The organism is Kitasatospora sp. NPDC059817, from assembly GCF_042731835.1.
GTDB lineage: Bacteria > Actinomycetota > Actinomycetes > Streptomycetales > Streptomycetaceae > Kitasatospora.
The window spans coordinates 1-13,566 of the sequence record NZ_JBHWIR010000082.1; the positions used below are offsets into that span (position 1 = coordinate 1).

General features: G+C 76.4%; 10 protein-coding genes. 7 read left to right on the plus strand and 3 right to left on the minus strand.

What is annotated here, in order from left to right; all coding sequences use genetic code 11:
- Nucleotides 1-125: 125 nt before the first annotated feature.
- Both ACFV61_RS19055 and ACFV61_RS19060 read left to right on the plus strand, forming a co-directional pair.
- The gene (locus ACFV61_RS19055) at nucleotides 126-3,191 is read left to right on the plus strand and encodes a serine protease (RefSeq protein WP_380492797.1); all 3,066 of its coding nucleotides are present in this window, start codon (nucleotides 126-128) and stop codon (nucleotides 3,189-3,191) included.
- 65 nt (nucleotides 3,192-3,256) lie between these two features.
- A complete protein-coding gene (locus ACFV61_RS19060; RefSeq protein ID WP_063347618.1) occupies nucleotides 3,257-4,201 on the plus strand; it encodes a bifunctional riboflavin kinase/FAD synthetase in 945 nt (314 codons plus the stop codon).
- A 55-nt stretch (nucleotides 4,202-4,256) separates the two neighbouring features.
- Here the strand turns inward: ACFV61_RS19060 and ACFV61_RS19065 are convergent, their stop codons facing one another.
- From ACFV61_RS19065 to eccE, 3 genes are all read right to left on the minus strand, one after another.
- Nucleotides 4,257-6,458, minus strand: a complete 2,202-nt coding sequence (locus ACFV61_RS19065; RefSeq protein WP_380492799.1) for a MinD/ParA family protein — start codon at nucleotides 6,456-6,458, stop codon at nucleotides 4,257-4,259.
- A 129-nt stretch (nucleotides 6,459-6,587) separates the two neighbouring features.
- Nucleotides 6,588-7,355, minus strand: a complete 768-nt coding sequence (locus ACFV61_RS19070; protein ID WP_380492801.1) for a hypothetical protein — start codon at nucleotides 7,353-7,355, stop codon at nucleotides 6,588-6,590.
- Nucleotides 7,355-8,785 (minus strand): type VII secretion protein EccE, encoded by a 1,431-nt coding sequence (gene eccE, locus ACFV61_RS19075; RefSeq protein WP_380492802.1) that lies wholly within the window; start codon nucleotides 8,783-8,785, stop codon nucleotides 7,355-7,357. The genes ACFV61_RS19070 and eccE overlap by 1 nt, the downstream gene beginning before the upstream one ends.
- Before the next feature lie 179 nt (nucleotides 8,786-8,964).
- On the opposite strand from eccE, the gene ACFV61_RS19080 reads away from it, so the two are divergent.
- The 5 genes from ACFV61_RS19080 to ACFV61_RS19100 all read left to right on the plus strand — a co-directional run bounded on the left by ACFV61_RS19080 (nucleotide 8,965) and on the right by ACFV61_RS19100 (nucleotide 13,553).
- Entirely contained in the window at nucleotides 8,965-10,662 is a 1,698-nt protein-coding gene (locus ACFV61_RS19080) for a type VII secretion protein EccB (protein ID WP_380492804.1), read from the plus strand.
- Between the two features lie 181 nt (nucleotides 10,663-10,843).
- A complete protein-coding gene (locus tag ACFV61_RS19085; RefSeq protein WP_063347614.1) occupies nucleotides 10,844-11,149 on the plus strand; it encodes a WXG100 family type VII secretion target in 306 nt (101 codons plus the stop codon).
- Nucleotides 11,150-11,251: 102 nt separating this feature from the next.
- Complete coding sequence (locus ACFV61_RS19090; protein WP_063351107.1) at nucleotides 11,252-11,548, plus strand: WXG100 family type VII secretion target; 297 nt, start codon at nucleotides 11,252-11,254, stop codon at nucleotides 11,546-11,548.
- A 100-nt stretch (nucleotides 11,549-11,648) separates the two neighbouring features.
- The gene (mycP, locus tag ACFV61_RS19095; RefSeq protein ID WP_244293356.1) at nucleotides 11,649-12,881 is read left to right on the plus strand and encodes a type VII secretion-associated serine protease mycosin; all 1,233 of its coding nucleotides are present in this window, start codon (nucleotides 11,649-11,651) and stop codon (nucleotides 12,879-12,881) included.
- A gap of 129 nt (nucleotides 12,882-13,010) precedes the next feature.
- Nucleotides 13,011-13,553: a SigE family RNA polymerase sigma factor gene (locus ACFV61_RS19100; protein WP_063347612.1), complete on the plus strand. Its 543-nt coding sequence runs from the start codon at nucleotides 13,011-13,013 to the stop codon at nucleotides 13,551-13,553.
- The last annotated feature ends 13 nt before the right edge of the window (nucleotides 13,554-13,566 follow it).

Sequence of the window (13,566 nt, forward strand, 5' to 3'; positions counted from 1 at the left end):
CGCGGGGGCCCGCGGCCCGCGGGGCGCGGCCCGCCCCGGGGGGGGGCCCCCCCCGCGGGGGCGGCGGGGCCCCGGGGGGGGGCCCGGGGCGGGGGGCGCCCACCCCGGGCGGCGCGCTCCCGGCGGTGCCGGCCGGCGGCGGCGCGGTCGCGGTCGCCCCGGCGCTGGCCGAACTGCTGGCGCGCAACGGCGCGGCCGTGCCCGGCTACGGGCCCGCGCTCAACCTGGCCGGCGTGCTGCGGCTGACCGCCGCCCAGCTGGCCGCTGCGGGGGCCGGCCCGGACCGGGTCGCCGGGCTCGCCGCCGACCGGGTCGACCGGCCCGACGGACTGGCCGGGGACGAGCCGCAGGCCACCGTCACCGCGCTGGTCGGCGCCCCCGGCAGCGGGCGCTCCACCGAACTCGCCGCCCTCGCCGCCCGCCGCGCCGGCGGCGCCCGGCCGCTGCCCACCCTCTGGCTGCGCGGCGCCGACCTGCGCGCCGAGGACCGCTCGCTCGCCGCCCCGGTGGAACGGGCCCTGGCCGCCGTCGCGGCCGAGCTGGGCACCCCGGCGCCCGCGCCGGAACCGGTGGCGGCGCTGTGCGCGGCGGCCGGGCGGCCGCTGCTGGTGGTCCTGGACGGCCCCGAGGAGGCCCCGGCGCCGCTGGACCCGCGCTGGCTGCGCGGCGCGGGGGACTGGCTGACCGGCTGCGGGGCGCGGCTGCTGACCGCCTGCGGCGAGGAGGCCTGGGTGCGGCTGGCGGCCGAGAAGTGGGGCAGTGGCCCCGGCCCCGCCCGGTACCCGGACCCGCCGGAGCCGGACGGCGACCTGGCCAGCGCCCCCACCGTCCGGATGGACGGCGGCGGCCCGGGCGCACCCAGCCTCGCCGGGCACCGGCTCGGCCCGCTCCCCGCCGAGGCGGCCGAGCGGGTGCGCCGCCGCTACGGGCTGCCGCCGGGCTGGCCGGCCGACGCCGACGCGCGGCACCCGCTGGCCGTCCGGCTGGCCGGCGAGCTGTGGGCGGAGGGCCTGCGCGGGGAGCCGGGCCGCCGGGGCGAACTGTTCGCCGCCTACCTGGACCTGCGCTGCCTGCGGGTGGCCCGGCGGCTGGCCGAGGACGGGCGGCAGCGCCGCCCGGGCGCCCACCGCCGGAGTTCCGCCCGCCCGGCCGGGCCCTCCCACGGGCGGGTGCGGCGGCTGGCGGCCGCAGTGGCCGGACGGGTGCACGAGGCGGCCCGGCGGATGCTCGGCGCCGGGCCCGGCGGGCTGGGCCGGGCCGTCTTCGAGGAGCTGTTCCCGGCGGCCGGCGGCTGGGCCACGGCCGTCCTCGCCGAGGGCCTTTTCGTCCCGGCCGGGCCCGGATTCCGCTTCGCGCACGGGGAGTTCGCGGACTGGCTGCAGGGCCTGCACCTGGACCTGGACGCCGCGCTGCGGCTGCTGCTCGGCGAGGCTGCGGACACGCCGTCCTCGCCCGCGAACGGGCTGGCGGACGCGTCCGCGGCAGGCCCCCCGCGCGGCGTCCCCCGGCACCGGATCGGCCCGGTCGCCGCCGCGCTGCGCCGGCTGGCCGAGACCTGGGGCGCACCCGCCCTGGACCCGTGGCTGCACCGGCTCTGGCGCGCCCTGGACCTGCGCCCGCCCGGCAGCGAACCGGCCTGGTGGGCGGGCCGGCTGCTCACCGCCGGGCTGGCCGCCAGCCCCGATCCGGCCGAACACCGGGCGCTGCTCGACCAGTTGGCCGGGCGGATCGCCGAACGGGCGGTCGCCGAAGGCGGGTTGGACGCGCTCCCGGCGGACGGGCTCGGCGCGTTCGGCCCGGCGTTCTGGACCGGCCTCGGCCTGCCCGCCGAGGCCGAACTCGCCCTGCTGCGCCGCCTGGTGGCCGCCGACGGGCCAGGGCAGCCGTTCCTCGGCGCGGTGGCCGAGCGGCTGCGCGCCGACCCCGTCGCGGTGTTCCCGCTGCTCTGCGCCTGGTTCGACGATCCGCGCGGCCTGCCCGGCCGCCCCGGGCACACCGTCGCCGACCTCGCCCACGACCTGCTGCACGCCCACCGCCGGCTCGCCCTGGACGAGTTGGCCGACGCTCTGGCCGACGCCGCGCACCCGAGGGCGGACGCGCTGCTCACCGTGCTCGCCACCGAGGAACCCTCCGCGCTCTGCCGGGCGGTGGACCGCTGGAGCCACGACGGGCGGCCCGAGCGGCACGTCGCCGCCGCTGTGCACGCCCTGCACGCCGCCCCGCACGCCGTCGGCGCCGCCGCCGGACTGCTGCGGTTCACCGCGCTGACCCTGCTCGCCCGCGAGGACGAACCGGGCCTGCACGGCGCCGCCCTCGCCCTGCTGGTCGGCGACCCGGCGACCAGGGCCGAGCACCTCCCCGCCGCGCTGGCCCTGCACCGGGCGGGCGGCGACGCCTTCCTCACCCCCAGGGCGCTGGCCCCCGCCCTGGAGAGCGACCCGGAACCCGTCCTGGCCGCGCTCGCCGACCGGCTGGCGGCCCCCGGCGCGGCCGCCGCCGAGACCCTGCGGATGCTCGCCGACGCCCGCACCCCGGTGGCCACCCGGCGGGGCGCCGAACTCGCCGCCCGGCTGCTGCGCGAGCACCCGGCGCTGGCCGGCCCGGTCGCCGTCGACTACCTGGGCCGCCGCCTGGAGCGCGCCGCGACCGGCGGCCCGGCCGCCCGGCTGGAGCTGCGGGTACTGCTCGGCGGCGCGCTGGCCGCCCGGGCGGCGGGCGTGCGGCGGCCGTTCGCCCAGGTGCTGTCCGTCCCGGTGGCCGACCCGGCGGCGGACGCGCTGCGCTGTGAACTGCTGGACACCCTGCTCGCCATCGAGACCGACCCGGCGGTGCTGACCGCGGCCGTGGAGCGGCTGGCCGAGCACTGCGCGGCCGAGAATCCGGCCCGGGCCCGCGCGGTGCTGGCCCGGGCGACGCCCGGCCTGCCGGCCGCGGACGAACTGCTGGTGCGCTGGGCCGGCCGCTCGGCGGCGTTCGCGCAGCTGCTCGCCCAGTGGCCGCGGGACGCCGCCCCGACCGCGCCGGACGGGCCCCGGCTGGCCCGGATGCGGGCCCTGGCGGCGGCCGGCCGCGACCCGCAGTACGCGGCCGCCGAGGCGGAGCGGACCGTGCCCGGGCGGGCCGCGCACCCGCCGGTGCGCCCAACCCGCATTCCGGTGCCGGAGCAGGAGCAGGCGCATGGCACGCTATAGGGGTTCGGGTTTGAGCGTTTGAGCGTACAGAGGGTACGCGCCGTACGGAACAAGGAGCGGTCAGGGTGCAGCGCTGGCGTGGCCTGGAGGAGATCCCCGCTGACTGGGGACGCAGCGTCGTCACCATCGGCTCGTTCGACGGGGTGCACCGCGGGCATCAGCTGATCATCGGTCGGGCGGTCGAGCGGGCCCGCGAACTCGGCCTCCCCGCGGTGGTGGTGACCTTCGACCCGCACCCGCGCGAGGTCATCCGCCCGGGCAGCCACCCGCCGCTGCTCGCCCCGCAGGCGCGCCGCGCCGAGCTGATCGCGGGCCTCGGCGTGGACGCGGTGCTGGTGCTGCCGTTCACCCCGGAGCTGTCCCAGGAGTCGCCGGAGACCTTCGTCCAGCAGGTCCTGGTCGACGCCCTGCACGCCCGGGCCGTCATCGAGGGCCCCAACTTCCGCTTCGGGCACCGGGCCGCCGGGGACGTCGCGCTGCTCACCGAGCTGGGCCGCTCGGCCGGCTTCGACGTCGAGGTGGTCGACCTCCAGGTGAGCGGCGCCGCCGGGTCCGGCGAGCCGTTCTCCTCCACCCTGACCCGGCGGCTGGTCGCGACCGGGGACATGGCCGGCGCCGGCGAGGTGCTGGGCCGCCCGCACCGGGTCGAGGGCGTGGTGGTGCGCGGCGCGCAGCGCGGCCGTGAGCTCGGCTACCCGACCGCCAACGTCGAGACCGTGCCGCACAGCGCGATCCCGGCCGACGGCGTGTACGCGGGCTGGCTGACCGCCGACGGCGAGCGCATGCCCGCCGCCATCTCGGTCGGCACCAACCCGACCTTCGACGGCACCGCCCGCACCGTCGAGGCGTACGCCATCGACCGGGTCGGCCTGGACCTGTACGGGCTGCACGTGGCCGTGGACTTCCTGGCCTACCTGCGCGGGATGGAGAAGTTCGACTCCATCGACGCGCTGCTCGACCGGATGGCCGACGACGTCAAGCAGGCCCGCGAGCTGACCGACGGCGTCTGAGCACTGCCGCAGCACGGGGAAGGGCCCGCCGACCTGGTCGGCGGGCCCTTCGGCGTCACTGCGGGGGCTGCGGCGGGTGGCCGTAGCCGGGCGGCGGCTGGTAGCCGTCCGGCGGGGACGGCGGGGACGGCTGGGATGGCGAGGCGGGCGGGGCGGGCTGCGGCGGCTGGCCCTGGGCGGGCGGGTAGCCGTAACCCGGGCCCGGCTGCGGGGCCGGCTGCTGCTGGGCGCCCGGCTGCGGCCAGGCCGTGGGGGCGGGCGGCTGCTGCGGGTAGCCGTAGCCGGGTGGTGGCGGCGGGGCCTGGCCGGGCTGCGGCGCCCACGGCGCCCCGGGGGCGGGCTGAGCGGCCTGGCCGGCCTGACCCGCCTGACCCGCCTGACCCGGATATGGCTGTGGCTGCGGCGGGTACGGCGTGGCCTGCACCTGCTGCTGCCACCCGGACTGCTGGGCGGCGGCCTGCTGGGCCCGGACGATGTCCTCGCCGACCAGGGTGGCCAGCTCGAAGTAGGCCTCGCGGACCTTGGGCCGCATCATGTCGAGGTTGACCTCGGCGCCGGCCGCCAGGCTCTCGTCGAACGGCACCACGATCACCCCGCGGCAGCGGGTCTGGAAGTGCGCGACGATGTCCTCGACCTTGATCAGCTTGCTGGTCTCGCGCACCCCGGAGACCACCGTGATGCTGCGCTGCACCAGGTCCGCGTAGCCGTGCGCGGAGAGCCAGTCCAGGGTGGTCGAGGCGCTGGAGGCGCCGTCCACGCTGGGGGTGGAGACGATGATCAGCTGGTCGGCGAGGTCCAGCACCCCGCGCATCGCGCTGTACAGCAGGCCGGTGCCGGAGTCGGTCAGGATGATCGGGTACTGGCGGCCCAGCACGTCGATGACCTGGCGGTAGTCCGAGTCGTTGAACGTGGTCGAGACCGCCGGGTCGACGTCGTTCGCCAGGATCTCCAGGCCCGAGTTGAGGTCCTGCGAGGTGAACTGACGGATGTCCATGTAGCTGCGCAGGTGCGGGATGGCCGTCACCAGGTCGCGGATGGTCGCGCCGGTCTGGCGCTTGACCCGGCGGCCCAGGGTGCCGGCGTCCGGGTTGGCGTCGATCGCGATCACCTTGTCCTGGCGCTCGCTGGCCAGGGTCGCGCCGAGCGCGGTGGTGGTCGTGGTCTTGCCGACCCCGCCCTTGAGGCTGATCACGGCGATCCGGTAGCAGCTCAGCACCGGGGTGCGGATGATCTCCAGCTTGCGCGACTTCTCGGCGGCCGCCGCCTTGCCGCCGAACTGGAACCGCGGCTGCTGGCGCTGCTGCTTGGGCTGGCTGCGCAGCAGCCGGTCCGAGGACAGCTCGACCGCGGCGGTGTAGCCGAGTGGCGCGCCGTGCGCCACGGGCGGCTGCGGGGCGGCGGAGTGCGGGAACGCGACCGGCGGCGGCGCGACGGCGCCCTGCGGCGGCCACGGCTGCACCCCGCCGGACTGCTCGTGCGGCGCGCCCGGCAGCAACGGCCGGTAGTCGTGCGGCTGGGGCTGGGCCGACTGCGGGTAGGCGGGGGGCTGCGGCCAGCCGCCCTGACGCGGATCCACCGGCGCGGGCTGCGGGGTCGGCTGCTGCGGCTGTGCGGGCTGCGGCTGGGCGGCGCCCTGCTGGGCGGCCCACGCGGCGGCGGCCTGCGGGTCGTGCGCCGGCAGTGGCTGCTGCGGGGGCAGGTGCTGCGCGGGCGGCTGCGGGTACGGCTGCGGGTACGTCTGCGGCGGGACCGGCTGGGCGGGCTGCGCCGGCGGCGGGGCCGAGACCGGGGCCGGGTACGGCGGTTGCGGGGCGGGCTGCGGCTGCGCCGGCCAGCCCGGGGCGACGGCCTGTGGCTGCTCGAACGCAGGGGCAGGGGCAGGAGCGGGGACGGGGGCCTGGGCAGGGGCGGACGCCGGGAACGGGACGTGCTGCGCCTCGGCCTGGACGGGCTGTGCGGGCGGCACGGGCTGGGCGGGTACGGGCGCCTGAGCCGGCGTCGGGGCCGGAGCCTGAGCGGGCACCGGCGCCGGAGCGGTGGCCTGCGGAGCCTGCACCGCCGGGGCCGGAGCCTGAACTGCCGGAGCCTGCACCGCCGTCGGAGCCTGAACTGCCGGGGCCGGGGCCGGGGCTGGGGCCGCCGAGGCGTCCGTCTGCACGTACCAGGACGGGGGAGTGTAGTCGGGCGCGTCGGACCAGTCGTCGTCGTCCTCTGCCGCGTTGTCGCCGACGTAGACGCCGTCCCGATCGCTGCTCACTAGGGCTCCCTCGTGTTCGCCGCCGCTTGTTCAGCGGTGCCGTTGCCGCATCAAAGACTAGGCCGTGCGGCAACCCCCGTTGAAGGCGGCGTCGGATCCGGAGCGGCCCCCCGGGCCCGGCGCCGCCGCTCAGTCCATCCGGCGCGGACCGCCGAGAACCTGCTGCTCGGCCTGCCCGGCCACGGCCCGCACGTACTGGCGCCGCATCCGGGTGGCCCACAGCGTGAGGTCGTCGCCGAGGGTGGGCAGCGCGGCGACGTCCTCCGGCGGGAGCGACAGCACCCGGCCGGTCAGCTCCGCCTCCTGCGGGGAGACCCGCTGCACACCCACCAGGTCGGCCGCGTTGAGCACCCGGGCCGCGTGCGGGCCCAGGTACGGCAGCAGGGTCAGGGTGGTCTGCCAGGGCGCGGCGGAGAGCCGGCTGCGCGGCGGGCGGGCGCCGAGGTCGCGCACCACCAGGACCGGCGAGGCCACCGAGGCGCCCTGCGGGCCGAGTCGGCCGACCTGGTGGACCGTCACGCACGGCTGCCCGCCGCCCGCGGCCTGCGCCAGCGGGCCCCACAGCTGCCCGCGCGCGGTCTCCACCGCGACCCGGGCGCCGATCGCGGCCGCCCGCAGCGCGATGACCTGCGCCGTCCACACGCCGCCGACCAGCACCAGGTCGTACGCGCTGGGTCGGAACAGGCCGAGCACCGCGGGCAGCCCCTGCGGGTCGGCGCCGATCACCACGCCGTCGTCGCCGACCGGGAAGGCCAGCGCCCCGAGGTCCGCGGCGTCCAGCACGTGCTTCTCCCGGCGCGGGCCGCGCAGCCCGAAGCCGGGCAGGATCCGGGACCGCGCCCGGGGCTGTTCGGAGCCGTGCTGCGGGCCGGGGGCCGGATAGGTCTGGTACGCCATCAGGACGCTCCTCCCAGCGGCAGGGTGGCGAGCACCCCGGGGGCCTGCTCCAGGTCGAGCCGGACCAGGCCGAGCCCGGCGCCCTGCGCCCGCGCCTCCACCTGGCGGCCGACCTGCGTCACCTCGCTCTCGCTGCGCCCGGTCACCCGCAGGTGCCCGCTGACGGTCACCGAGCCGCCGGTGCCGCGCCCGGCGGTCAGGCTGAAGGTGCTGGCCAGCGCGGGGGAGCCGGTGACCAGGTTGACCAGGTCGGGTGCGGCGATCCGGCCGGGCGATCCGCCGGGGCGGCTGAGCTGCGGCCAGCGGGAGATCCAGTAGGTGCTGTGCCAGCGGTCGTCGATCCGCCAGAACCGGCTGCCCTCCTGGGTGCGGCGGGTGGTGCCGCCGCCGCTGCCGGTGCCCTGGCGCCCGGCCACCGCGAGCGGGTTGGCGCAGGTGGAGATGGCCAGCGCGGCGATCAGCTCGCGCTCGTCCAGCACGGTCGCGTTGAACCCGGCGCTGTTGAGCCGCCCGGCCAGCTGGTCGGTCACCCGTTGCAGTGCCTTGCGGGCGCCCTCCTCGCCGCCGCCGCGGGCCCGGACGGCGGCCGCGGCGCGCTCCGGGTCGAGCTTGAGCGCCACCCAGGTCAGCCGCAGCCCGGGGGTGGCGGTGCCGTCCGGCAGTTCCCGGTAGGCGCGGGCGGCCAGCGACTGTTCGGGCAGGTGCGGGGCCGGGGCCGGCTGGGTGTGCTGGACGAGCTGCACCGACTCCAGGGTGATGTCGTCGACCTGGAGCGCCGAGCAGATCACGTCCAGGGGCAGCGGCAGCGCGGTGCGCACCGGGCGCAGCGGCTGGTCCTTGGCCTGGACGAGCAGCACCGAGCTGAGGAAGGTGCCGTCGCCGACCATGCCGGTCTCCCGGCGGACGGGGCGGCCGCCCAGGTCGGCCTCGGTGGCGTGGGTGCAGGTGCGCAGTGCCGGTTCGAGTTCCAGGGCGGGGGCCAGCGCCGGGTCGGTGCCGGCCGGCGGCAGCGTGCTGCGGGCCTGCCGGCGGCGGGACTTGAGGGCGGCGCGCACCCGTAGCAGTTCGGGGATGGTCCGGCCGCGCAGCGGGATCACGGCGAGCACCACCAGGACCAGCGCGACCGCGCCGAAGCCGGCGGCGACCGGTCGGCTGATCGTCCAGCCCACCGCGACCAGCGCGGCCGCGACCTCGACCAGGACGAGCTGTTGGAGCCTCAGCCGGCCGCCGAGCAGCCCGGGCCGGGGGTTGATCCGGAGCAGGACGGGCCCGCGACCGCCTTCGTCACGGCCGCTGCTCCCGTCGGCGGGCGGCAGCGGCTGCCCGGGCGTGGTCTCGGGGGCGGGGCCGCCGTGCTGCGCCCGGCCGGAGCGGCGCGACCTCCCGCCCGTTGCCGGTCCGCGGCGTCCTGGAGCGGTCTGGCTTGGCATCCCCCGGGTGACCCTCTCTGATCAGTTGCCGCGGCCCGGCTGGCCGGTGCGCGGACCGTACCCGTACCGTACTCACCGTCTGCTGCCGCATCGTAGAGGGTTCGTACGGGTTCCCGCCCGGCGGGTGCGGGGGGCGGTGCAGGGCGGTCCGACAATGTCTGACGAGGGGGACGACGAGGATGGCATCGCGCCGGGACGAGCTGAACGCGTACACCTTCGCCCGCAAGCGCACGGTGGGGGCGTTCCTGCTGCCCGGTGGCGGCGGCAGCGACGAGGACGCGCCGCGCCCGGTGAAGGCGGTGCTGCCGAGTGTGCTGGCCGGGGCGGTGATCGTCGCCGGGTTCGGGTTGTGGGGGGTGTTCAAGCCGAGCGCGCCGCTGCACTGGGACGACGGCAAGAACGTCGTCCAGGGCAAGAAGTCGACCACCCGGTACGTGGTGCTGACCGACCCGGACGGCCGGACCAGGCGGCTGCACCAGGTGCTCAACATGTCCTCGGCGCGGCTGGTGCTGCCGGCCGAGGCCAAGGTGGTGGTGGTCGACGACGGGGTGCTCGACAGCTACCCCAACCACGGCCCGACGATCGGCATCCCGTACGCGCCGGACAAGCTGCCGACGAGGGACAACGCGGACAAGCCGATGAAGTGGTCGGTCTGCGACCGCCCGGGCTCGGACGACAAGCAGGAGACCGTCAACCAGGCGGTGTTCGTGGCGGCCGGCCCGGACGCGGCGGCGCTGGCGGCCAAGGACCGGATGCTCGGCCAGGACCAGCTGCTGCTGGTGCAGCAGGCGGACGAGCAGCAGGTCTCCGCGCAGCCGACGCCGGGCCAGCCCGCGGCCAGGCCGGGTGACGCGAAGGTGTTCCTGGTCGACGCGCAGGGCCGCAAGCACGGCATCGGCTCGCCGCAGGCGGACGACAAGGAGCGCAAGTCGCTGATCACCGCGGTCTTCGGGCCCAACGCGGTGCCGCAGCGCGTCAAGCGCGAGTGGCTGGACACCCTGGTGACCGGCAGCCCGATCACCTTCCCGAAGGTCGACGGGGTGGCGGACAGCCCGAGCCCCAACTCCTCGGTGGAGCTGGGCAACCAGGCCGACCGCCGGATCGGCCGGCTGGTGCACTACCAGGACCGCCACTACGTGGTCGGCAAGGACCGGCTCTACCTGGTGACGCCGTTCCAGGCGGAGCTGATCCGGCAGAACCCGGACTACCAGGACCTCTACAAGTACGACGGCGACAAGCGGCCGCGCAGCGACGAGATGACCCCGGCCGACCACGCCAAGCTGGGCAACGACGCCCGGCTGCCGAGCACCGGGGACGACTGGCCGCTGAAGTCCGGTGCGCCGGCCAACAACTGGCAGGACCGGCAGGACGCGCGCCTGGTCGTGTGCAGCACCTTCGACGGCGTCGCCGAGGACGGCCGCACGCCCCGGCGCAGCGTCTGGGCTGGGACGTCCTACCCGGCGCCGTACAACAACGGCGCGGGTGCCGCGTACGTGACGCCCGGGCACGGCCTCTTCTACCGCGCGCTGGACAACGCGGCGGGCGGCTCCGGCACCGACTTCCTGATCACCGAGACCGGTCTGCGCTACTCGGTGCCGGCCAACGGCGACGGCGGCCGCGGCGCCACCACGCCGCCCGGCGCGCAGCCGGGCCAGGGCGGGCAGCCCGGCCAGGGCGGCGCCCCGAAGACGCCCACCCCGCAGCCGGGCGCCACCGCGCCGGACCAGCAGCCGCCGCAGGACGAATCGGGCGCCAACCAGGCCCGGTTGGGCTACAAGGAGCTCCAGCCGCTCCCGGTGCCGCACGAGTGGTCGGACCTCGTCCCGGCCGGCCCGCCGCTGACCGCGAAGAGCGCCGCCCAGCCGCAGAACGCCTGATCGGCCAAGCCAGGCAACGGACTTGGCCTACGTGTCATGGTCTGGTAACTGCGTCGAGTTCGGTGTTGGGCGAGCTGCGTGTGCCGACTACAGTGCTCCTGGACATCACTAGGGTGATGGGACGGTCGGGCCGCGCTGCCCTCCGTACACGCAATGTCTGTCTCATGGGGGATGGTGGAGCATGGCTCAGGGTCAGTTCACGATGACCGCTCAGGAGATGCTGGCTTTCGCCAAGCGGATCGAGGACGCGATCGGGAAGATCGAGGCTGAGCGGCAGAAGCTCATCAGCACGGTCGATGGCATCACCGGCGGCTGGCAGGGCCAGGCGGCGAGCGCCTACAAGGCCTTGCAGGACCAGGTCAACACCGACATCGCGAAGCTGAAGGAGTCGCTGACCGCGATCCAGCACGCGATCGAGCTGACCACCAAGCACTACGCGAGCACCGAAGAAGAGCAGAAGGCGCTGTTCTCCAACGCCCAGGGCTGATCAGCCGCACCGCGCTGATCACCGTTCTGTTCCGACCTTCCGCTCGGTGGGGCGCCCGCGGCTGAGCGCGGGGTGCTCCGCATCCTCGTCAAGGGAGACATCGTGTCCGACCACATCCTCGTCAACTTCGAGACCGTCCACCACGCGGCCGAGGAAGTGCGCGCCTCGGCCGGTCGCATCGACCACCTGCTGAACGACCTCAAGGGCGACGTCAACCGCATCGCGTCCAGCTGGCAGGGCGCGGCCCAGCAGGGCTACCAGGCCCACCAGACCCAGTGGGACGCGCGCGCCGCCGACCTGCAGAAGGTCTGCACGCAGATCGCCTCCTCGCTGGACAGCGCCGCGCAGAGCTACAAGACGACCGAGAACAACAACGCCAAGCTGTGGGGGAACAACTGACCACGCGTTCCCCAGCGGGAACGTGAGGGGGCGGGTGCTCGGACTCCGGGCACCCGCCCTTCGGCGCGCGGCACGGGTGGACGACATGAGGGGTGGCAGGGTGTCCGGACGCGGGTACCGGAAGGCGGCCGCGGCACTGGCCGCGCTCGCCGTGCTGGGCGGCCCGCTCGCCGCCCCGGCGCGCGCGGACAGCGGACCCGGGCTGGCCGCCGCGGGCGACTGCCCGAAGAACGCGCCCGACGTGCCGACCGTGCCGTGGTCGCTGCAGCGCCTGCTGCTGGACGAGCTGTGGCAGGGCGGTCGGACCACCGGCGCGGGGGTGACCGTCGCGGTCATCGACACCGGCGTGGACGACCAGAACCCGCAGCTGGCCGGCAAGGTCCTGGAGGGCTCCAACCTGGTGGTCAACCGGGAGACCAAGGAGAAGGTCCCGGGCAGCTCCAAGGAGGACCCGGTCGGCCACGGCACCAAGGTGGCCGGCATCATCGCCGCCCGCCGCTACGACCGGACGGGCTTCGTCGGGCTCGCCCCCGACGCCGCCATCCTGTCGATCCGCCAGAACGACAGCGACGGCAACGGCGACGTCTCCACCCTGGTCCAGGCCGTCAACGAGGCGGTCAGGGCCAAGGCCAAGGTCATCAACATCTCCCAGGACGTCCGCGGCGCCGGCGCCGCCGGCTTCGGCGGGTACCAGGAGCTGAAGGCCGCCGTCCAGGCCGCCGAGGACAGCGGCGTCGTGGTGGTCGCCTCCACCGGCAACGACGGCAAGGAGGGCGACACCTACCCCGGCGCGTTCCCGACCGTGCTCGCCGTCGGCGCCTCCGACCGCAACAACGAGCGTGCCCCGTTCTCCCAGTACGGCTCCTTCGTGAAGGTCGCCGCACCCGGCGTCGACATGCTCTCCACCGTCCCCAGGGGCGGCCAGTGCGTCGACAACGGCACCAGCTTCTCCGCCCCGTACGTGTCCGGGCTCGTCGCGCTGCTGGTCGGCGCCCACCCGAACTGGAAGCCGGCCCAGGTGCGGGCCTGGATCGAGCAGACCGCCCAGCGCACCCAGCGCGATCCGAACCAGTTCATCGGCTGGGGCGTGGTCGACCCGGTCAGGGCCGTCACCAAGGCCCCCGAGAGCGCGCCGTTCACCGCCACCCCGGACGCCCCCGTCCAACTGGCCGCCGCCCCGATCGTGCCCCGGCCGGTCGGCCTCGGCGAGACCCAGGCCGACCGCGACGGCCGCACCGCGACGTACGTCCTCGGCATCGGGGCGCTGCTGGTCGCGCTGCTCATCGGCGGCGGCGTCGTCCTGCGCGACCTGCGCCGCAGGTCCGCCGACTGATCCGGGTACGCAGCACCTGCCCGGTGCCCGGGGAGTGCGTAGGAGAATCCTCCGCAACGGCTGTAACGTCGTGGGTCGCTCGCCGCATCCAAGAAGTGTCAGGGAGCGCGGACACGGGGGGCGGCAGGCATGGGGTGGATCGGGGCGGGCCGGGAGGCCGAGGACGCCGAGTTCCTGGAACTGGTGTCCGGCCGCACCGGCCACCTGTACCGCTCGGCCTGCCTGCTGACCAGCGGCGACACCCACTACGCCGAGGACCTCGTCCAGGAGGCCCTCAGCCGGATGTACGTGCTCTGGCGGCGCAGCGCCTGGACCGGCGGCCGGGACCGGATCGACAACCCGGCCGCCTACACCCACACGGTGATGGTGCGCACCTTCCTCGCCCAGCAGCGCCGCCGCTCCAGCACCGAGCGCCCCATCGCGGCCGTGCCCGAGTCGGAGGCGCGGGAGGCGGACGGCGCGCTGCGGATGACCCTGCTCGACGCCCTCGGCCGGATGCCGCCCAAGGACCGCGCCGTCCTGGTGCTGCGCTACTGGGAGGACCACAGCGTCGCGGAGACCGCCGAGATGCTGCGCTCCTCCCCGGGGGCGGTCCGCACCCGTACCACCCGGGCGCTGGCCCGGCTGCGCACCCTGCTCGGCGACTCGCTGGCCGAGCTCGCCGCCCGCTGACCACTGCTCGTAG

Coding starts and splice junctions, on each gene's coding strand:
- ACFV61_RS19070 (WP_380492801.1), bottom strand. CDS start 7,355: ATGGCGTACCAGACCTATCCGGCCCCCGGCCCGCAGCACGGCTCCGAA.
- eccE (WP_380492802.1), bottom strand. CDS start 8,785: ATGCCAAGCCAGACCGCTCCAGGACGCCGCGGACCGGCAACGGGCGGG.
- ACFV61_RS19080 (WP_380492804.1), top strand. CDS start 8,965: ATGGCATCGCGCCGGGACGAGCTGAACGCGTACACCTTCGCCCGCAAG.
- ACFV61_RS19085 (WP_063347614.1), top strand. CDS start 10,844: ATGGCTCAGGGTCAGTTCACGATGACCGCTCAGGAGATGCTGGCTTTC.
- ACFV61_RS19100 (WP_063347612.1), top strand. CDS start 13,011: ATGGGGTGGATCGGGGCGGGCCGGGAGGCCGAGGACGCCGAGTTCCTG.